The 19,353-nt window shown below is 64.2% G+C and carries 16 protein-coding genes; 13 read left to right on the plus strand and 3 right to left on the minus strand.

The window, feature by feature from the left end; all coding sequences use genetic code 11:
• Positions 1 to 84 precede the first annotated feature (84 nt).
• The 9 genes from ACWA1U_RS07625 to ACWA1U_RS07665 all read left to right on the plus strand — a co-directional run bounded on the left by ACWA1U_RS07625 (position 85) and on the right by ACWA1U_RS07665 (position 10,950).
• Positions 85 to 1,425 (plus strand): ABC transporter substrate-binding protein, encoded by a 1,341-nt coding sequence (locus ACWA1U_RS07625; RefSeq protein WP_463724727.1) that lies wholly within the window; start codon positions 85 to 87, stop codon positions 1,423 to 1,425.
• Positions 1,426 to 1,548: 123 nt separating this feature from the next.
• Positions 1,549 to 2,451 carry a carbohydrate ABC transporter permease gene (locus ACWA1U_RS07630; RefSeq protein WP_463724728.1) on the plus strand — a complete coding sequence of 301 codons (903 nt, stop codon included), beginning with the start codon at positions 1,549 to 1,551 and terminating at the stop codon, positions 2,449 to 2,451.
• A 194-nt stretch (positions 2,452 to 2,645) separates the two neighbouring features.
• Positions 2,646 to 3,416 carry a carbohydrate ABC transporter permease gene (locus ACWA1U_RS07635; protein ID WP_463724729.1) on the plus strand — a complete coding sequence of 257 codons (771 nt, stop codon included), beginning with the start codon at positions 2,646 to 2,648 and terminating at the stop codon, positions 3,414 to 3,416.
• 3 nt (positions 3,417 to 3,419) lie between these two features.
• The gene (locus ACWA1U_RS07640; protein ID WP_463724730.1) at positions 3,420 to 4,748 is read left to right on the plus strand and encodes an arabinan endo-1,5-alpha-L-arabinosidase; all 1,329 of its coding nucleotides are present in this window, start codon (positions 3,420 to 3,422) and stop codon (positions 4,746 to 4,748) included.
• Positions 4,749 to 4,750: 2 nt separating this feature from the next.
• The gene (locus ACWA1U_RS07645; protein ID WP_463724731.1) at positions 4,751 to 5,428 is read left to right on the plus strand and encodes a YesL family protein; all 678 of its coding nucleotides are present in this window, start codon (positions 4,751 to 4,753) and stop codon (positions 5,426 to 5,428) included.
• 118 nt (positions 5,429 to 5,546) lie between these two features.
• Positions 5,547 to 7,049, plus strand: a complete 1,503-nt coding sequence (gene arfA, locus ACWA1U_RS07650; protein ID WP_463724969.1) for an arabinosylfuranosidase ArfA — start codon at positions 5,547 to 5,549, stop codon at positions 7,047 to 7,049.
• Complete coding sequence (locus ACWA1U_RS07655) at positions 7,049 to 8,035, plus strand: arabinan endo-1,5-alpha-L-arabinosidase (RefSeq protein WP_463724732.1); 987 nt, start codon at positions 7,049 to 7,051, stop codon at positions 8,033 to 8,035. Before arfA ends, ACWA1U_RS07655 begins: the two co-directional genes overlap by 1 nt.
• Positions 8,036 to 8,044: 9 nt before the next feature.
• Positions 8,045 to 10,234: an HVA1 family protein gene (locus ACWA1U_RS07660; RefSeq protein WP_463724733.1), complete on the plus strand. Its 2,190-nt coding sequence runs from the start codon at positions 8,045 to 8,047 to the stop codon at positions 10,232 to 10,234.
• A gap of 86 nt (positions 10,235 to 10,320) precedes the next feature.
• Complete coding sequence (locus ACWA1U_RS07665) at positions 10,321 to 10,950, plus strand: FMN reductase (protein WP_463724734.1); 630 nt, start codon at positions 10,321 to 10,323, stop codon at positions 10,948 to 10,950.
• A gap of 43 nt (positions 10,951 to 10,993) precedes the next feature.
• Here the strand turns inward: ACWA1U_RS07665 and ACWA1U_RS07670 are convergent, their stop codons facing one another.
• Genes ACWA1U_RS07670 through ACWA1U_RS07680 form a run of 3 tightly spaced genes read right to left on the minus strand, consistent with a single transcriptional unit; the run spans position 10,994 to position 13,962 of the window.
• Positions 10,994 to 12,127, minus strand: coding sequence for an FAD-dependent oxidoreductase (locus ACWA1U_RS07670; protein WP_463724735.1), 1,134 nt, complete (start codon positions 12,125 to 12,127; stop codon positions 10,994 to 10,996).
• Positions 12,127 to 12,825: a class I SAM-dependent methyltransferase gene (locus tag ACWA1U_RS07675; protein WP_463724736.1), complete on the minus strand. Its 699-nt coding sequence runs from the start codon at positions 12,823 to 12,825 to the stop codon at positions 12,127 to 12,129. Before ACWA1U_RS07675 ends, ACWA1U_RS07670 begins: the two co-directional genes overlap by 1 nt.
• The gene (locus ACWA1U_RS07680; RefSeq protein WP_463724737.1) at positions 12,826 to 13,962 is read right to left on the minus strand and encodes a type III polyketide synthase; all 1,137 of its coding nucleotides are present in this window, start codon (positions 13,960 to 13,962) and stop codon (positions 12,826 to 12,828) included.
• A 204-nt stretch (positions 13,963 to 14,166) separates the two neighbouring features.
• On the opposite strand from ACWA1U_RS07680, the gene ACWA1U_RS07685 reads away from it, so the two are divergent.
• The 4 genes from ACWA1U_RS07685 (at position 14,167) to ACWA1U_RS07700 (ending at position 19,256) form a co-directional block, all read left to right on the plus strand.
• A complete protein-coding gene (locus tag ACWA1U_RS07685) occupies positions 14,167 to 15,240 on the plus strand; it encodes a hypothetical protein (protein WP_463724738.1) in 1,074 nt (357 codons plus the stop codon).
• Between the two features lie 124 nt (positions 15,241 to 15,364).
• A complete protein-coding gene (locus tag ACWA1U_RS07690) occupies positions 15,365 to 16,021 on the plus strand; it encodes a hypothetical protein (protein WP_463724739.1) in 657 nt (218 codons plus the stop codon).
• Between the two features lie 9 nt (positions 16,022 to 16,030).
• Positions 16,031 to 16,819 (plus strand): SDR family NAD(P)-dependent oxidoreductase, encoded by a 789-nt coding sequence (locus ACWA1U_RS07695; RefSeq protein WP_463724740.1) that lies wholly within the window; start codon positions 16,031 to 16,033, stop codon positions 16,817 to 16,819.
• Between the two features lie 40 nt (positions 16,820 to 16,859).
• Positions 16,860 to 19,256 carry a Tex family protein gene (locus ACWA1U_RS07700; RefSeq protein ID WP_463724741.1) on the plus strand — a complete coding sequence of 799 codons (2,397 nt, stop codon included), beginning with the start codon at positions 16,860 to 16,862 and terminating at the stop codon, positions 19,254 to 19,256.
• The last annotated feature ends 97 nt before the right edge of the window (positions 19,257 to 19,353 follow it).

Below are 19,353 nucleotides of genomic sequence, written 5' to 3' on the forward strand. Positions count from 1 at the left end.
TGCAACGTTGTAATAGACGTTGTAAATCATTGTTCACACAGCTGACCTGGTTCACCCGCAACCCCTTACCGGAAGGACCACGTGATGATGAAGTCACGTACCATCGCCAAGACCATCGCTGCTGCAGCAGCCGCCAGTTTCCTGCTCAGCGGGTGCGCCGCGGCTGCAGGTGGAGGCGACGACGGCCAAAAAACGCTCACCTTCATGTACCGTGGCGGGCCCGATGACAAAAAGGCCTACGAGCAGGCTGTCGCGCAATTCGAGAAGGACAATGGTGTCGAGGTCGAAATGATCCAGACCACCGCTGACCAGTACAGCACCAAGCTCAAGGCGGCCATCTCGGGCCGGCAGATTCCCGACGTCTTCTACATCAGCCCCGGAGAAGTCCAGGCGTACGCGAAGAACGGGATCGTCAAGGACATCACTGAGCAGGTCGAAGGATCTCAGAACATCGACCTGGACAACATCTGGGATTATGGCGTGGACAGCTACCGCTTCGATGGAGAACTTAGCGGCCAGGGCGCCATCTATGCATTGCCTAAAGACGTGGGCCCGTTCTCATTCGGCTATAACAAGACGATGTTCGAGGAAGCTGGCATCCCGCTTCCCGATCCTGAAAAGCCCTACACCATGGAAGAGTTCGTTGAAGTAGCCAAACAGCTCACCAAGGACAACAACGGTGACGGCAAGTTGGATCAGTGGGGTACTGGCCTCAACGTAGTCTGGAACCTTCCCGCCTTTGTCTGGTCGAACGGCGGTTCCTGGCTGAACGATGACCGCACCCAGGTCACCATCGACACCCCGGAGTTCACCGAAGCGCTCCAGTGGTTCGCGGACCTGCAGAACGAACACAAAGTCACCCCATCGGCAGGCGAAGCGCAGACGCTTGATACCTACCAGCGGTGGATGAAGGGAGAGATTGGTTTCTTCCCCGTAGGCCCCTGGGACCTTGCCACGTATGAGGAACTCCCGTTCGAGTACGACCTGATCCCGTATCCGGTCGGCGCGACGGGTGAGCCGGCCACCTACACGGGCACCCTCGGCATCGCGGTGTCCAACGCCAGCGAACACCCGGAGGAAGCGGCGAAACTCGTCACTTACCTCTCCGGTAACGAAGAGGCGCAGCAGACACTGACGGATGCGGGCGTCCAGATCCCCAACCTTGAAGACATGGCCGAGGAGTGGGCGAGCGACGACAGCATCAAGCCCGCCAACAAGGAGGAGTTTCTTCAGGTTGTCCGCGAGTACGGTCGCCCGCTCCCGAGCGAACTGACCTACAACGCCGAGTGGTATGACGAGTTCTTCACCAATATCCAGCCTGTGCTGGATGGCAAGAAGACCGCCGCCGAATATGTGAAGGAAGCGCAGCCCAAGATGCAGAAGTTCCTTGATTCGGCGAACCAGCAGGCAGGCATCGGCGGCTAGGTCGCCGGCTACTCCAAGCTGACAAGATCCGGGTGCCGCGGCCGCGCATAGGCCAGCCGCGGCACCCCTCCAGCCGGGCCCGTGCCGGCGAACCCCACGCTCCTGAATCAACGAGGATCTCTGATGTCCACCACCACCACGCGCCGATCCCGGCTCCACCGGCAGGAACACCTGACCGCGCTGGCGTTCGTTGCCCTGCCGGTTATCGGGTTTCTGCTGTTCACCCTCTACCCGATGCTGTTCTCCGTCTATGCATCATTCACCGACTGGAATGGCCTCACAGCTCCAGTATTCAGCGGTCTGGACAACTACATCACCATGGTTCAGGATCCGTACTTCCTGGAGGCCATTTACAACACGTTCTTCCTGATGCTGGGTATCCCTGTCGGGCTTGTGATCTCCCTGGCCCTGGCCCTGGCGATGAACCGGAAGATGCGCGGCTCCACCTTCTTCCGCACTATCTACTACGTTCCTGTGATCTCCTCGATCGCTGCGGTAGCCATCCTGTGGCAGTGGGCGTTCAACGGCGACTTCGGGCTGATCAACCAGATCCTCGCCCTGGTAGGCATCGACGGGCCGAACTGGCTTCAGGACACCAGTACCGTAAAGCCGGCGTTGATCATCATGGCAATCTGGAAGGGCCTGGGATTTTCGATGCTCCTCTATCTCGCCGCCCTCCAATCGGTGCCCCGCCACCTCTACGAAGCAGCGGCCCTCGACGGTGCAGGCGCCTGGCAACGGTTCCGGTACATCACCGTCCCCATGGTTCGCCCGGTCACGTTCTTCCTGGTGGTTACCAGCGTCATCGGTGGGTCCCAGGTCTTCGTGGAAATCAACATCATGACCCCCACCGGTGGCCCCGAATTCTCCTCCGCCACCATCGTTTGGTACATCTGGCAGAAGGCTTTCGACAACTTGCAAATGGGCTACGCCTCCGCGATGTCAATAGTGCTGGGCCTCATGGTGTTCCTTATTACCTTCATCCAATTCCGGCTCAACCGCCGCAACCAATTCTCGATTGACTGAGGCAGGTCACCATGTCCTCCCAACGCGTCCTTCCCTCACCGCCCCCGCTGAAACCCGAGCAACGCCTTCCCAGCGGCGCATCAACCGGCACCGACAGAGGTCCCGCTTCACGAACCTCTTCATCCCCCACCGAGAGACGTCATCGCCTCGGCAACATGATTGTGACGATCGTGCTATCGGTCGGAGCAGTCGTAATGGTTGCACCACTGCTCTGGACGTTCTCCACGTCGTTGAAAACTCGTGACGGGGTTTTCGCCCTGCCGCCGCAGTGGATTCCGGATCCCTTCGTCTGGGAGAACTACCTGCGGATCTGGTCTGCAGGACCGCTGCTTAGCGGCATCCAGAACTCTCTGATTGTGGCCTGCACAGTGACGATCGTCGGTACCCTGTTCTCGGCGCTTGCGGCCTTCGCGTTCGCCAAAATGCGGATGCCGTTCAAGAACGTCATCTTCCTGAGCCTGCTCGCAGCCCTCATGGTTCCGTTCCCCACCCTGATGATTCCGCAATTCACCATGTTCGCGTCCATCGGCTGGGTGGATACTCTGCTCCCGCTGATCGTGCCGTTCATTTTCGGAAACATCATCATGATCTTCTTCCTGCGTCAGTATCTGTCCTCAGTGCCGGACTCGATCATTGAAGCGGCGCGGATTGACGGCGCATCCTTCCTTCAAATCTTCTTCCGACTGATCTTCCCGATCATCAAGCCGGCGATCGCCGCCCAGTTCATCCTCTGGTTCATGGCTGTATGGAACGACTATCTTGCGCCCATCATCTACTTGAATTCACCCGAGGTGCAGACCCTGCAGTTGGTGATAGCGAACTTCAACGCCCAGTATGCGATCCAGACCGACTACCCCCTGATCATGGCTGCGTCCTTTGTTGCCCTGCTGCCTGTATTGATTGTGTTCATTGTCTTCCAGCGGCAGATCATCGAGTCGATCGCTCTCACCGGAGCCAAGGGATAACCCATGTCGGTAATGGACAGCCTGCAACCCGATACGACACCGGGATCGGAGACCTGGGGCGCCCGCCATGCACATGATCCCACAGTGGTGAGGGGAGACGACGGCATCTACTACATGTTCTCCACCGACTCGGTTGCCAATTCCCGCAATATCCCGGCCGGGGTTCATATACGCACGTCCGCAGACCTCATTGAGTGGACTTACCGCGGCACCGCACTGGACGGCGTACCGGGTCCGGCTGCCCAATGGAGTGGCGCTAAAGGCCTGTGGGCGCCTGAGGTGGTGCGTTGGCCGGTTACCGGGGGCAGAGCGCGATGGCACATGTACTACTCGGCTTCCACCTTTGGTTCCAGCACGTCGGCGATCGGACTTGCGGTTGCGGACAGCCCGGCAGGGCCATGGGAGGACCGCGGTCTCGTGGTGCGTACGCTCTCGGGCCGGGATACGCAGAACGCAATCGACGCCGCCGTCACTTTCGACCGCCAGGGGGGGCCCTGGCTGACCTACGGCTCCTTCTTCTCAGGCATCCATACGCTACGCCTGGACGCCGGAACCGGGTTCGCGCTCTCGGAGGGCGACCTTGGTACGTGCATAGCCCGTCGGCACACTGACGTCGACCGCGCCATCGAGGGGGCCTTCGTTCAGTACAGGCCGGAAGATGACCGTTACGCCCTCTTTGTGTCCTACGATTCCCTCTTCAGCACCTATAACGTGCGCGTTGCGGTGGCGGACGAAATAACAGGACCTTACCTCGATGCGAATGGTTCCGAAATGACCGACGTTGACGGAGTCCCGCATGCTGTCGGTACGAAGATCCTGGGCAGCTATCGGTTCCTGGGAGATACTGCCTGGCTGGCGCCCGGCCACAACTCGATCCTCACTGTGCCGGCGACTGATCAATCGCGCGAAGAACAGTTCATGGTGCACCACGTCAGGTTCGGGGACGATCCGACTCAGCACATGGTTCAGCTTCGGCGGGTTTTCACCACCGAGGGTGGCTGGCCGGTCGTTTCGCCGCAGCCCTATGCAGGGTCGGAGCGCGAAACCCTTCCCGCGCGGGCTTCAATCAGCGGCGCGTGGCGCGTCATCCGTTTCGCCCCGGAATCCACTCAACTCGTGGAAGCCCGGACCGCAACGGTGCACGACGACGGCGGCGTCACTTCCGCCGGCGAGGCGCGGCAGGTGCGCCTCACCGTAGCCGGAGCCGACTTTGACGCTCAACTGGATGCTGTGGTGTTTGGCTCGTGGGACTTCTCACGGAACCGGGCGGCGCTGTCGTTCAGTGGAATCGACGAGCACGGCGTGGTTTACGCCGGAACCCAGGGAGACTGACAATGCAGAATGAAACCCCGGGTTGGGCTGGCCGCCTCATGGAATGGCTGCGCTTCCTCATGAAGCTGGTCTTCCTGAACCTCCTGTTCCTGGCCGGAACGCTGGCCGGACTGGGAGTCTTCGGGATCTTCCCAAGTGCAGTCGCCACAACGGTGCTGCTTGCGCGTCTTCGCGCCGGTGACCCTGGTGACCGATTGGTTGGAGATTTCATGACCGCCTATCGCGTCCAGTTCGTCCACGCGAACAAAGTAGGCAGCCTGTTCGCTCTCGCTGGACTGCTCGCCGTGATGAACGCAGTCAACCTTCCTCACGTTGCAACCGCTCTGCACTTCGCGCTCAGTGCAGTCGCCGTCGTCGTCTCCGCAGCACTGGCTGTATCCGCGGGTGCCGCCGTCGTAATCTGCTCCCGCCACCGCGATACGGTGCGCCGCACCTGGCGCTACGCGCTGGTGCTTCCGCTGGCATCGCCCGGAATGACGCTCGCCTGGCTGGTGTCGATAGCCGGAGTGGTAATTCTACTCAGCGGTGTCAACGCACTCCTTCCGCTCGTGGGTGCGTCGCTGCCGCTGCTCGTTTCCGGCCTCGTCATCGGCCACCGGCTGGACACCCTCGCCCGGAACGACGGCGAGGCCACGCGCCCTCTGCACATCGGGAGGCCGCGCCAGCTCACCGAAGCCTGATCTTCACCGCAATCGAACTCCGCACAGACCACCCTGATAGATAGGAACCCCCGTGACCACCACCACCACGCCTGATTCGTCGGCGGCCACGACACCCGCCGAAGACAACGACCTTCCCGTGGAGGCGCCGACCACAATCCGCGTTGACCGGACAGCCGTTGTTGCGCCTGTCAGCCGCAGGATTTTCGGCTCCTTCGTTGAGCACCTCGGCCGCTGCGTATATGACGGCATCTACGAACCCGGCCACCCGACAGCCAATGAAGACGGATTCCGCATGGACGTCGTCGAACTCGTACGGGAACTTGGCTCCACGACCATCCGCTATCCCGGCGGAAACTTCGTGTCCGGCTACCGGTGGGAAGACGGAGTCGGCCCCCGCGAGCAACGCCCGGTCCGCCGCGACCTCGCGTGGCACTCGATCGAGACCAACCAGGTGGGCCTCGACGAGTTCGCGCGATGGTGCAAGCTGACAGGCTCCGAGCTCATGATGGCCGTCAACCTCGGCACCCGCGGCATTGAAGCTGCCTTGGACCTCCTTGAGTACACCAACCACCCCTCCGGCACCGCGCTTAGTGACCAGCGCATCGCCAACGGAGCCAAGGAACCCTACAACATCCGCATGTGGTGCCTCGGAAACGAGATGGACGGCCCCTGGCAGATCGGGCACATGTCCGCTGAGGACTACGGAAAGATCGCAGCCCGGACCGCGTCCGCTATGAAGACGGCGGACAAGGACCTGGAGCTGGTTGTATGCGGGTCTTCCGGATCCTCCATGCCAACCTTCGGTGAGTGGGAGCGCGTGGTTCTGGAGCAGAGCTACGACTATGTGGACTACATCTCCTGCCACGCCTACTACCAGGAGCGCAACGGTGATCTCGACTCCTACCTCGCATCCTCGCTGGACATGCAGTACTTCATCGAGACCGTGGTGGCCACCGCGGACCACGTGAAGCACAAGCTCAAAAGCAAGAAGACTATCCAGCTCTCCTTCGACGAGTGGAACATCTGGTACCTCGACGAGCACCAGGCATCGGAAGAGGTCAATGACGAGTGGCGTGTGGCCCCGCGCCAGCTCGAGGACACCTACTCGGTTGCCGACGCGGTGGTCTTCGGGAACCTGCTGATCACGCTGCTGAAGAACCACGACCGCGTGGCCTCCGCCTCGCTTGCCCAGCTGGTCAACGTCATCGCGCCGATCATGACAGAGCCCGGCGGCGATACCTGGCGCCAGACCACCTTCTTCCCTTTCTCCGTCACCTCGCGGCTGGCGAAGGGCGAGGTGCTTCGTCCGCAGATCAACGCCGGCACGTACTCGACAAAGGTCTACGGTGAGGCGCCGCTGGTTGACGCCGTGGCCACGGTCGACGCCGGAAGTTCGGCCCTGTTCCTGGTCAACCGCAGCCAGACCGACTCGATCGATGTTTCGATCGATGTGAGGGATCTTGGTGCGGGAGTGATTACCGAGGCCGTCACGCTTCACGATGAGGACGTCTACGCCAGGAACACCCGTGAGGACCAGGATCGAGTGGGCTTGAAGCAGCTTCAGGGCGCGGTGCTCGACGACGGCATCCTCACCGTGTCGCTGCCGCCGGTTTCCTGGTCAGCGATTGCCCTCGGCTAATGACATTTCGCGCAGCGGCATGGCCCGCCGTCCTGATTGCCCTGGCGCTCGGGATGGTGGGCTGCGCCGCGCCGCCTGCAGGGGAGCGGGAGCTGAGCGGCGACTACTTCACCCATGATCCGGCGCTCGTCGCCGGATCAGGCGACTGGTTCGTCTACTCAACCGGCGACGGCCAGGTTGCGGACGGCAACATCCAGGTACGTCGCTCGGAAGACGGTGAACACTGGGAATATGCCGGCGAGGTATGGCAGGAAAAGCCGGAGTGGCTCACCGAGGCGGTTCCCGGGGTCGATAATCTGTGGGCGCCGGAGCTTTTCGAGCATGAGGGCACCTGGTACCTCTACTACTCGGCGTCCACGTTCGGGAGTAACGACTCGGTGATCGCCCTTGCAACGAACACCACGCTGGACCCGGAGGATCCCGCCTACGAATGGGTTGACCGGGGCGAGGTTCTGTCCTCGGCCGGGGAGAACTTCAACGCGATCGACCCCGGCATCGTGGAGGACGACGCCGGCACCCCCTGGATGAGCTTCGGCTCCTTCTGGGGAGGCCTGCAGCTCGTGGAACTTCAATGGCCGTCGGGGCTCCTCGCCGATGGCGCCCCCGAGCCTGTGACCATAGCCGACCGGCAGTCACCGCCGAACGCCATCGAGGCACCCTACCTTCTTGCCCAGGACAACTACTACTACCTCTTCATTTCGAAGGACTTCTGCTGCAAGGGCCTCGAAAGCACCTACAACATGGCGGTCGGTCGCTCCGCTGACATCGAAGGCCCATACCTGGACCGGGACGGCGTGCCCATGCTCGAGGATGGCGGCACGCCATTGCTCGCAAGTGATGGCCCACGCGTGGGGCCGGGTGGTCAGTCGGTGTCCGGTGACCTGCTGGCTTTCCACTACTACGATGAAGCACTTGACGGCGCCTTCCGGCTCGGTCTGGTTCCCCTGATGTGGGAAGATGGCTGGCCGACGGCGCGCTGGGACTAGGAACAGCCCATGACATCTGAAACCGCCGGTGTTGCACCCGCCGGTGTTGCACCCGCCGCTGTTGCCCCCGTCGCGCCACGCACGCGCGCCCGGCTGGCACTCAGCCCCCTCGGCTTCAACGCCGTCACCTTCGCACCGGACGGCATGCTCGGCTCCTGGCAACGGACCAACCGCACCGCGGGCCTCCAGCACTGCATCACGCACCTTGGGGAGGGCGGCGCGCTACCGAACATGCGTGCCGCCGTAGCAGCGAGGGAGGGCGAGGCATCATCTGAATTCAAGGGCTTCCACTTCGCCGATTCCGACATCTACAAGGTCCTTGAGGCTGTCGGATGGGAAGCAGGCCGGAGCGACATCACGGAACTGCTGCCGTTCGTGGACGAGACCGTGGAACTGCTTGCCCGCGCCCAGCAGGAGGACGGTTACCTCAACTCTTTCTACGCCGGGACGCCCGAGCGGCAGTTCACCGACCTGCGGTGGGGACACGAATTGTACTGCCTCGGGCACCTGCTGCAAGCCGGTATCGCCTGGTCGCGTACTCAGCGCCGCACGGACCTGCTGGAGATCGGTGTCCGGTTCGCCGAACTCGTGGAGCGCGTCTTCCCGCCGGGCGGGCGTCCGCCTGTGTGCGGGCACCCGGAGATCGAGACAGCACTCGTCGAGCTGTACCGGCACACGGGCGATACGCGATGGCTGGAGCTGGCCCGCCGAATGGTCGATGCCCGTGGGCGCCAGAGCGTAGGGGAGGACCGCTTCGGCTACCAGTATTTCCAGGACCACCTGCCGGTCCGTGAGGTGCCCGGCGCAACCGGGCACGTGGTGCGCCAGCTGTATTTGGCGGCCGGTGTTGCGGACCTGTACACCGAGGACGGCGACGAGGACCTGCTCTCGGCGTTGAAGCGCATCTGGTCCGACGTCCACCTGCGCAAGATGTACATCACCGGCGGTCTCGGCTCCCGGCACCGCGACGAAGCGTTCGGTGACCCCTTTGAACTGCCGCCGGACCGCGCCTACTCCGAAACCTGCGCGGCCATCTCCAGCGTGCAGTTCAACTGGCGCATGCTCCTGATCACCGGCGAGGCCCGGTACGCGGACGAGCTTGAGCGGGCCCTGTACAACGCTGTCGCGGGTTCCACTTCACCGGAGGGGACCGACTACTTCTACTCCAATCCGCTGCAGGTGCGCTCCGAGCGGGACGGGGAACACGAGCAGGCGCCCGCCCGCAGGGCACCCTGGTACGACTGCGCCTGCTGTCCGCCCAACCTGGCCCGCCTGCTCTCGTCACTGCACGCCTACGCGGCAACCACCGACGACGACGGCGGCCTCCACCTTCACCTGTACGAAACTGCCGACATCCGTCTCCCGCAAGGTTCCGTCACCGTCCTGACGGGTTACCCGTTCGACGGGCACATTCGCCTCAAGATCTCCGGACAGGTGCCGTCGCTGTCGTTGCGCCTGCCGGGGTGGGCCGAGCATCATGTGCTGTCCCTGAACGGGGTCGAGCAGCGGGTGGAGCCGGTGGGCGGCTACCTGCGTCTCGAGGACGTCGGTCCCGGGACGGTTGAGCTGGTGCTGGATATGCCGGTCCGGCTCCGTACTCCGCATCCCCATATTGACGCTGTACGCGGCTGCCTTGCGGTCACGCGGGGCCCCATCGTGTATGCCCTGGAGCAGACCGGCCTGCCGGACGGCGTCGTGCTCGAGGACGTGGTGCTGGAGGCAGCGGGTGAGCTGAAAACAGGCGCAGCGGAGGTGCTGGTTCCTGGCGACGTCAGCGTCCTGAAGGTGACCGGCACCGCGGCGGTGCAGCCGCCGTCGTCGTCGGATCCGTATCCCGTCGCGGGCACGGCGACGCCCGCTCAGGGCCGGTCCTTCGCCGTCGACCTCGTCCCCTACTTCCGGTGGGGCAACCGTGGGTCGGGCGGCATGCGTGTCTGGCTCCCTGTGTCCGACCAGGGGTGGCGCGCCGTAATCGATCAGTGCAAGGCTGGACCCATGTCATTCAGCAAAGGAACGAAGGTCAGTTGGAACACCTCACAGGGCAAGACCCACGGCAAGGTGGTCGAGAAAAAGGACAAGGAGTTTACCTTCGACGACCAGAAGTTCAATGCCTCGAAGGATGAGCCGTACTACATCGTCGAGAGCGAGAAGACCGGCAAACAGGCCGCGCACAAGGAAAGCGCGCTCAGCGAAAACTAGCCGGAAGCACTAGTCGGGAATGAATCCCCACCATCCACGGTTCAACTAGATGCAAACGCATGAAGTTCTGAACTGGAGGCTGGGCAATGGAAACGCGCCGAGTAGTAGTCATATCGGGTGGACTGGGGACGCCGTCGTCGAGCCGGATGCTGGCGGATCAGCTTGCCGGGGCAGCACGGCGCGAACTCGATAGCGTTGGGCTTTTCGCTGACGTTTCCACGATCGAGCTCCGCGAACTTGCCGTCGATGTCGCGAACAACCTGATCACCGGTTTCGCTCCGCCCGCTCTCGCCGCGGCATTGAAATCAGTCATCGAGGCCGATGCCTTGATCGTGGTCACGCCCGTGTTTTCCGGCTCTTACAGTGGGCTGCTGAAGTCCTTCTTCGACGTCGTCGACAACACTGCACTCGACGGCATGCCCGTGGTGATCGCGGCAACCGGCGGCAGCGCCCGGCACTCGCTGATGCTCGAGCACGCCATGCGCCCACTGTTCACCTACCTGCGCGCACGAGTCGCCACGACGGCGGTTTACGCCGGCCCCGAAGATTGGGGAACCGGGTCCGAGGGCGAGCCAGCGCTCGACCAGCGCGTTGCCCGCGCCGCGAAGGAACTCACCGACATGATCGCGGGAACGACGACGACGGTGCGCCGCCGCCCGGGTGCCCAGGCAACCCTTCCGTTCGAACAGCTCCTGGCGCAGATTCAGTCCCGCTGAGTCCTGGCGCGGGTCGCCAAGCCCGGTTTAGGCGTCCGTCTGGTTAGTGCATCGTGAAGGTGCGGGCCACGGCGTCGTGCACGGCGGGAACCCGCGCAACCCTGCCCAGCACCCGGTTCCGCACCGAGAGCACCGGCGCGGGGAGTGGGCGCCCAAGCAGCATGTTGATGTGGGCCTGGCGTGACGCGACCAGTGCCCCCCGGCGTCGTTCGCTGTTGAAGCGGCGCAGCTGGGCGCCCACTGGGCGGCCCGCCAGGGACGCGACAATTAACGGCACAAGTTGTTCGGCATCGAGCCAGCCAAGGTTCATCCCCTGACCGCCGATCGGCGAAACCTCATGCGCAGCATCACCGATCAACGCCACCCTCCCGTGCACAAACCGGTCAGCGATGCGTCGGCGCACCTCGAAGGAACTCAGCATCGTATTCCCGGTTGGGTCCACCCGAACTCCCGTGCGCGAGGCCACCAACCCGGCCACCAGTTCAGCGCTTGGCGAGGGCACCAAAGAGGGCATCCGCACCACCCACCGCCGCACCGAGCCTGGCAGCGGGAAGGACTCAACGATCCCCTCAGGCTCAAGGTAGAGCGCGGCAGTGCTGCCGTCGCCGGTGGTATCCGCGAAGTCGCCCATCACGTAGGCATCGGCGTAAGGTCGAATCGGCGCACGAATTCCCACGGCGTCGCGCACCATGCTCCGCGCACCGTCCGCGCCGATCACCAGCCGCGAGCGCAGCGACCGGGAGCCAGCAGCAGACGAGGTGAGCGTGAGCACCTCGTCCCCGAGGTCGTGCACGGACTCAACGCTTTCACCACGCCGCAGGGCATCCGGCGCAAGCTCGGCCAGGCGTTCGGCGAGTATCCGCTCAGTCTGCTCCTGCGGGATCGCGAGCACGTACGGGTGCGGGCCGGGGACGCAGTCGAAGGACAGCTCGGCAACCTTACGGCCCCGGCTTCGCGCCACCCCGCCCGGGATGCGGACGCCGGAGGAAATCAGCGCACCGACCACTCCAGCCGCTTCGAGCGAAGTCAGCGCCGGCGGGTGGATGCCGATGGCGCGCGAGTGCGTGCTGCGCTGCGCCCGTCGCTCCAGCACCTCTACTTCCACGTCGGCCTGGGCGAGCAGGATCGCCGCGTACAGCCCCACGGGACCTCCACCAACGACGACGACCTCCGGCATCAGGCTGCGGGTCCCGCACCGCGAATCGCGAGGTTCCGGTAGGGGAACTGCCGCTCAACCCGCCACCCCTCGGGCACGGCGGCGCGCAGTTCACCTGCGCGGTAACTGCGACGGATCGAGGTGAGCCCGTCCACCCGGATGAAGGAGCCGCGCAGGGGGAGCGTACCCAGGGAGAACAGCGGGTAACCAATCGCGGTCCGCTCAATGTCGCTGTGCAGGGCAAGTCGGGTGCTCAAGCGTTCCGAGTCGGACAGCAGCCCGCCCAGCTCAGCGGCACTGAGGTGATGCAGCACGTGGTTGGAGGTGACGACGTCGTACTGTGCCCCCTCGGCAACTAGCTCGGAACTGAACGCGCGGCGAAAAATCAGCCCAGGCACGCTTGGCTGGCGGGTTGCATACGCGAAGGCGCGTTCGTCGGGGTCGATGGCCGTGATCTCCAGCTTCAACCCGTCCTTCAGCGCCCAGCGCGCGAAAGCCCGGGGCACGTCGCCGCCGCCCGAGCCGATGTCCAGCAGGGTGTTGGTGCGCGACGCCGACAGCACCGGCCGCACGTGCCTCACCCAGGTGCGGCGCCAGCCGGCCACGGCCCGATTGACCAGGTGGAACTGGGCATACGTGCGGTCGAGCATGGCGGGGTTACAACCCGGTTTGTCCATCTCCTCGACGGCGGTGGGGTCCCGGTGGGCGAGGAACACCACTCAGGCTGCCATTTTGGTCAGCAGGGCGGTCTCGACGGTCAGGCCGGGCCCGAACGCCATTGAACAAATCCGCTCATTCTCCGTCCCGGCGGGCTGGTCGAGGATGTGCTTGAGCACGAACATGACGGTGGCGCTGCTCATATTGCCGTAGTTGCGGAGGGTCTCGCGGGCGGGAATCAACTGGCTGTCGCTGAGCTTGAGCTTGGCCTGGACCTTGTCGAGGATGCTGCGCCCACCCGGGTGGATGGCCCAGTGCTCGATCTCCTCATATTCCTTGCCGATCAAGGACTCGTCCCGCTCAAGCAGGGGTGCGAGCGCACCGACGATGTGTTCGTCGATGATGTGCGGGACGTAGGTTCCAAGGACCATCTCGAAGCCCTCGTCGCCGATGTTCCACGCCATTGATTCCTCGCCGACCGGGGTCAGCGTGGTCTCGAAGAAGTCGAGGCTGAGCATGCTGCGGGTGGCCACCGGGAAGTCGGTGCGCGCGCTGATCACTGCGGCCGCTGCGCCGTCGGCAAAGAGTGAGGTTCCCACGATGGTGTCGGGATTATTCGATGAGCGGACGTGCAGCGAGCACAGTTCCGCACTGACCACGAGAACGACGGCATCCGGATCAGCCTCGCAGAAGGACTTCGCCGCGCGCAGTGCCGGGAACGCCGCATAACAGCCCATGAACCCGAGGTGGTAGCGCTGGGCGGAGGCGTTCAGCCCAAGTGCGCGCACAATCTTGTAGTCCGGTCCGGGGTTGAAGAACCCGGTGCAGGAGACGGTGATGACGTGCGTGATGTCTGTTGGCTGAACCCCAGTTGCAGAGTCGAGAGCCTTCTGCGCCGCCTCGATGAAAAGCTTGGTGCTCTGCTCCGCGTAGACCTCGTTGCGGGCCTTGGTGCCTGGGCTGAGGATGGTCATGGTGTCGGAGTCGAAAAACACTGGCGTCTCGTTGTGCCGTTCGAGGGTCAATTCCTCAACTGCGGTGTAGCGGGTTTCGATCCCGGATGAGTCGAAGGCCGCCGTCACCAGCCGCTTCCCCAGCCGATTGAGGCCCTGCTGCGCTGCGAAAACATCACGGACCTGCGACTGAACCATCACGGTTGTCGGGACCGCGGTTTCGAGGGACCTCATCAGCACTGTCATAGTTCATTGTTAGGTGAGCCGCTGACTGAACACAATACGAAGCACGCTGAGGATCGGCTCCCCGGCCCGCGCTGAGTGCGCAGATCATCGGTTTCTGGCGGCTGTATTCGCCGATTATATGAGCACTCAACAGGGATCATGTGAGCACTCAACAGGCGAGCCGCACATGCCGGTCCGCGAAGTCCGGGAGGGTAGCGTGGAGGCATGACCTGGCACTTGTTCGTACGACGACGGCCCCTCACCGGAGTGCGCACCGCACCGGCAATCGTGGGTGCGTTCCTTTCCGTGGCGCTGATGGCCGGCTGCACTCCTGCGCCGGATACTTCCGGATCCACGACGGGTGGCGCAACAGGCGCGGAGGCGACCTCCGCGCCGTCCGCGGGATCGTCGTCGTCGGCTTCGGGAAGGCCCACACCGAGCGCGAGTCCAAGCCCAAGCGCCACACCAAGCCCCAGCCCGACACCAAGCCCCACCCCGGAGCCCGCCGAGCTCCCACGCGGCGGCGTGGACCTCTTCCCGGAGTACCGCCTGGTGGGGTTCAGCGGCCACCCCTACTCAGCGGCGCTGGGACGGTTGGGGATCGGCAATATCGACGAGAGGGTCGCCGAGATCGAGCAGCTTGGCGCCGATTATGCGGCTGACAGGAAGGTCTTGCCGGTACTGGAACTGATCGCCGTCGTCGTGCAGGCCGATCCCGGCGCGGACGGTGCTTACCGGACGAGGACCTCGGATGAGATCATCGGTGACTACCTCGAGGCCGCCCGCCGGCATAAGGGCATCCTGCTCTTGAACGTGCAGCCTGGCCGCTCGAGCATGGAGGAGGAAGTGCGCTCGCTGGAGAAGTGGCTGAAGGAGCCCGACGTCAGCGTGGCACTGGATCCGGAATGGGATATCACCGCGGAGCAGCTTCCGGGCGTCTCGTACGGGCATACATCGGGCGGGGAGATCGCCGCCGTCGCCGCCTATCTGGACGGACTGGTTACGGAGCATGACCTTCCGCAGAAACCGCTCGTCTTCCACCAGGTCGCCGCGAGCGTGGTCTCCGACGAAGCGGCTATCGGGAAGTACGAGGGGGTCGAGGTCATCAAGAGCGTGGACGGCATCGGCGCGCCCGGAGCCAAGATCGACACCTACAACGTCCTGATGACGGGCCTCTCTCCCAACGTGCGCGCAGGGTTCAAGCTCTTCTTCGAGGAGGACGTGTTGTTGGGGCCGCTCATGACTCCCGCGGAGGTTCTCGCCCTCACCCCGCAGCCGGAGTACGTGCTGTACGAGTGAGGTGTGGGTCCAGGCACCAAACCCTGTGGCGTGTGTCTCCGAATAAAGGGTGGAAGCAGTTCCCGCCGCGCTCCGGCATGGGTGGGGGCGGAACCAGCGGGACAACCCAGAGGATGTGGAACACGTGGCAGTTCGAGCGGCAGCACTGACCGGCAGCGCGTTACTCGTGGCGATCCTCAGCACCGGCTGCATGAGCGTCGAAGAGAACCCGCTGAACGTGAATTCGCCGCGGAGCGACCAGCAGAATGTAAGCGCGGTCGAGCGCACCGAACAGGCTGTGCAGGATTTCGGTGAGGATCCCCTGAATCTCGCCGAGAACGGCGCGACCCTCTGCACCTCGCAGCCACCCGTCGGCTTTCAGGAATTCACCGTCCTGGTGCACAACGAGGCCCTCGAGACCTTCACGTTCGACGACATCTCGCTGAAGGACGCCAAGGGGCTCACGCTGGTCAACGCTGAGGTTTCGACAGCTAACCGCGAGGGCCACCATAAGGTCCACGGCGGCGACGACGGCGGCGCCCATGGCGAGCACAGCTCCGAACCTGCCGCGGAAGAACCAACTGAAGCTGCTGAACCTGCCGGGCCGGTAGTCCCGGTCCCCGCTGAGGGCTACAACATCACCACCCACGAGTACGTGAACCTGGTGGTCGCCGTTGCTATCGACGAGGGCGCCGAGTCCGGCACTGCCCAGGGCGTCACCGTTGCCTATTCAACGAACGGCCAGGAATTCACCGGAACGCATCCCCTGATAGTGCAATTAGAGCGCGAAAGCTGCGCCTAAGCTGTTCGGATGGCGCAAAACACCCTCGAAGGCCGCACCGTCCTGATCACGGGAGCCGGTGGACTTGGCATCGGCCGCGGAATGGTCGAATCGGCTCTTGAGGCTGGAGCCCTGGTCATCGGCGTGGACCTCTCCGCAGAGTTCGCCGAACGGCTCACCGGTACCTTCCCGGAGGTGCGCTGCCTGGTCGGAGACATCGCCAGCGAAGCAGACGTGGACCGCATCTTCACCGAAGCCGGGGCGGTTGACGGCCTCATCAACAGTGCCGGCATTGGCCTCGTGAAACCGTTTCACCAGGTGGAGGTTGCCGAATACGACCGCGTCCACGACGTCGACGTGCGCGGAACCTGGCTCACCAGCCGCGCCTTCGCCCGCCAGTTGTTGGCGCGGAACGCGGTCGGCTCCATCGTCAACGTCTCCTCCGTGCACGGAAGCGCCAGCACCGAGGGGTTTGCCATCTACGCCGCTGCCAAGGCGGCCGTCGAGGGACTGACCCGTGGGATCGCCATCGACCTTGGTGTGGACGGCATCCGCTGCAATGCGGTGGCGCCCGCCTACGTGCCCTCCGAAGGCGGGCACGGGCTGCCGCATGAATACTCAGAGAAGCAGCGCGCACTCGTTGATGCCGAGGTCAACGACTTCCAGGTCCTCAACCGGCTCATGGAGGGACGCGACCTGGGGGACGCCGCAGTCTTCCTCCTGTCCGACGCCGCCCGCGGGGTCACCGGCCAAACGCTCATGGTGGACTCCGGCCTGACCATCCGCCTGTACAGCAAGTCCCACACCAACAGCCGGTAAGCCTCCCGCACGGCGCGCGTGAGAACTGCTTGATGAAACAATGACGTACGTGATTGCACCACGTACGTCCCCAGCAGACCTGTTCGACCAGCTTGCCGAGGAACTCGGCGTCCAGCCCTGGCAGGTCAGGGCCGCCGTCGAACTCCTCGACGCCGGCTCAACCGTCCCCTTCATCGCCCGCTACCGCAAGGAAGTCACGGGAACGCTGGACGACACACAGCTCCGCGAGCTCGAAGAGCGGCTACGGTACCTGCGCGAACTCCAGGACCGGCGCGCGGCCGTCCTCGAGGCGATCGAAGCGCAGGGCAAGCTCACGGACGAGCTGCGTGCCGCCGTCGTGGGCGCTACCACCAAGGCCCGTCTGGAGGACATCTACCTTCCTTTCAAGACAAAGCGGCGCACCAAAGCGCAGATCGCGCGGGAGGCGGGCCTTGAGCCGCTGTCCGAAGCCTTGCTCTCAGACCCGTCGCGGGACCCGGTGACCGAAGCGGCGCGCTACCTGAATGACGCCGTTCCCACCGTCGAAGAAGCGCTCGCCGGAGCGAGGGCCCTCCTGGTGGAGCGGGTAGGGCTCGACGCCGACCTCCTCGAGAACCTGCGCGAACGGCTCTGGAAGCAGGGCCGGCTGCGCTCGCAGGTGGTGGCGGGCAAGGAAATTGACGGCCAGAAGTTTGCCGACTACTTCGACTTCTCGCAGGTGCCGTCGGCCATGCCGTCACACCGGGTCCTGGCCCTGCTGCGTGGAGAGAAGGAGGGCGTGCTTCAGTTGGCGCTGGTCGAGGGTGAATCGAACGACGACGCTCTCCGCGCGCGCCGAAAGTTCGAGAACTCCGTGGCTGCGTTCCTGGGGGTCGCCGACCGTGGGCGGCCAGCCGATGCATGGCTGATGCAGACCGTGCAGCAGGCGTGGCGGCGGTTGTTGGCCAAGCTATCGATCGACCTGCGCGTACGGCTGTTCATGGAGGCCGAGACCGAAGCGGTCCGGGTGTTCGCAGCCAACCTGCGCGATGTGTTGCTCGCAGCTCCTGCGGGCAGCCGGACCACGATCGGCCTGGATCCGGGACTGCGGACCGGAGTAAAGGTTGCTGTGGTGGACGGTACCGGGAAGGTCCTGGAAACCTCCACCATCTACCCCCACGCGCCGGCGAGGAAGTGGGACGATGCACTCGCCGTGCTCTCCCGCATGGTGGTGAAGCACAACGTCGAACTGATCGCGATCGGGAACGGCACGGCGTCCCGCGAGACGGACAAACTAGCCATTGAGCTGATGTCGCAGCTGCCGGACCGGACGCTGCACAAGCTGGTCGTGTCGGAAGCCGGGGCGTCGGTGTATTCGGCGTCAGCGCTCGCGTCCGCTGAACTGCCCGGGATGGACGTTTCGCTGCGGGGTGCGGTATCCATCGCCCGGCGGTTGCAGGATCCGCTGGCGGAACTGGTGAAGATCGATCCAAAGTCCATTGGAGTGGGCCAGTACCAGCACGACGTCACGCCAACCAAGCTGGAGCGCTCGTTGGACGCAGTGATCGAGGACTGCGTGAACGCGGTGGGAGTGGACGTGAACACGGCGTCTCCCTCGCTCCTGACGCGCGTAGCCGGTGTTGGGACGCTGTTGAGCGAGAACATCGTGGCGCACCGCGATGCCCATGGTCCGTTTTCCCGCCGGGCCGATCTGCTGAAAGTGCCGCGCCTCGGTGCCAAAGCCTTCGAACAGTGCGCCGGGTTCCTCCGCATCACCGGGGGAGCGGAGCCGCTGGACGCCTCCAGCGTGCACCCCGAGGCATACCCCGTGGCCCGGCGGATAGTGCGCGACGCCGGTCGCTCGCTTCGGGCCCTCGACCTGGCCCAGTACGTGGATGACACCTTCGGGTTGCCGACCCTGCAGGACATCCTCGCCGAGTTGGAGAAACCGGGACGTGATCCGCGGCCGGCGTTCGTGACTGCGCAGTTCGCTGACGTAGAGAAGATTTCCGACCTGCGGCCCGGCATGGTCATGGACGGCGTGGTGACGAATGTGGCTGCCTTCGGGGCCTTTGTTGACGTCGGCGTTCATCAGGACGGGTTGGTGCACGTGTCCGCGATGGCGAACAGGTTCGTCCGGGACCCCCATGAGGTTGTGAAGTCTGGCCAGGTGGTCAAGGTGAAAGTGCTCGAGGCGGACCCCGAGCGCAAACGCATCTCCCTGACGTTACGGCTCGACGACGACGCTCCCGGCGCGGGAGGCCGTGCCGTTGCGGGTGCGGGTACTCAGCGCCCTGTTGCGCCCAAGCCGGGCGGGATGCGTTCCGGCTCTGGCGGCTCTGGAACTCACCGTGGTGAGGGCCGGGGTGAAGGAGGCGACCGTCGTCGTCGTACCCCTGGTGAGACAGCGGCGAAGCCGGCGGCTAGCGGCGCGATGGCGGAGGCGCTCCGGGCTGCGGGACTTGCCCCGAAGAACTGAAACACCCTCCGCTGAGTGGTCAGATAATCGCCTTATCCCGCCCGCATAAGTGGATTATCTACGCACTCGACGGGGGGCTGGAGGGAGGGACGCAGAA

Source organism: Arthrobacter sp. TRD_SC_6, assembly GCF_055361185.1.

Bases quoted from the DNA above. Each gene is read 5' to 3' on its own strand.
- ACWA1U_RS07660 (WP_463724733.1), top strand. From the start codon at position 8,045: ATGACATCTGAAACCGCCGGTGTTGCACCCGCCGGTGTTGCACCCGCC.
- ACWA1U_RS07635 (WP_463724729.1), top strand. From the start codon at position 2,646: ATGGTTGCACCACTGCTCTGGACGTTCTCCACGTCGTTGAAAACTCGT.
- ACWA1U_RS07625 (WP_463724727.1), top strand. From the start codon at position 85: ATGATGAAGTCACGTACCATCGCCAAGACCATCGCTGCTGCAGCAGCC.
- ACWA1U_RS07695 (WP_463724740.1), top strand. From the start codon at position 16,031: ATGGCGCAAAACACCCTCGAAGGCCGCACCGTCCTGATCACGGGAGCC.
- ACWA1U_RS07680 (WP_463724737.1), bottom strand. From the start codon at position 13,962: ATGACAGTGCTGATGAGGTCCCTCGAAACCGCGGTCCCGACAACCGTG.
- ACWA1U_RS07640 (WP_463724730.1), top strand. From the start codon at position 3,420: ATGTCGGTAATGGACAGCCTGCAACCCGATACGACACCGGGATCGGAG.
- ACWA1U_RS07665 (WP_463724734.1), top strand. From the start codon at position 10,321: ATGGAAACGCGCCGAGTAGTAGTCATATCGGGTGGACTGGGGACGCCG.
- ACWA1U_RS07700 (WP_463724741.1), top strand. From the start codon at position 16,860: ATGACGTACGTGATTGCACCACGTACGTCCCCAGCAGACCTGTTCGAC.
- ACWA1U_RS07655 (WP_463724732.1), top strand. From the start codon at position 7,049: ATGACATTTCGCGCAGCGGCATGGCCCGCCGTCCTGATTGCCCTGGCG.
- ACWA1U_RS07630 (WP_463724728.1), top strand. From the start codon at position 1,549: ATGTCCACCACCACCACGCGCCGATCCCGGCTCCACCGGCAGGAACAC.
- ACWA1U_RS07645 (WP_463724731.1), top strand. From the start codon at position 4,751: ATGCAGAATGAAACCCCGGGTTGGGCTGGCCGCCTCATGGAATGGCTG.
- ACWA1U_RS07685 (WP_463724738.1), top strand. From the start codon at position 14,167: ATGACCTGGCACTTGTTCGTACGACGACGGCCCCTCACCGGAGTGCGC.
- ACWA1U_RS07670 (WP_463724735.1), bottom strand. From the start codon at position 12,127: ATGCCGGAGGTCGTCGTCGTTGGTGGAGGTCCCGTGGGGCTGTACGCG.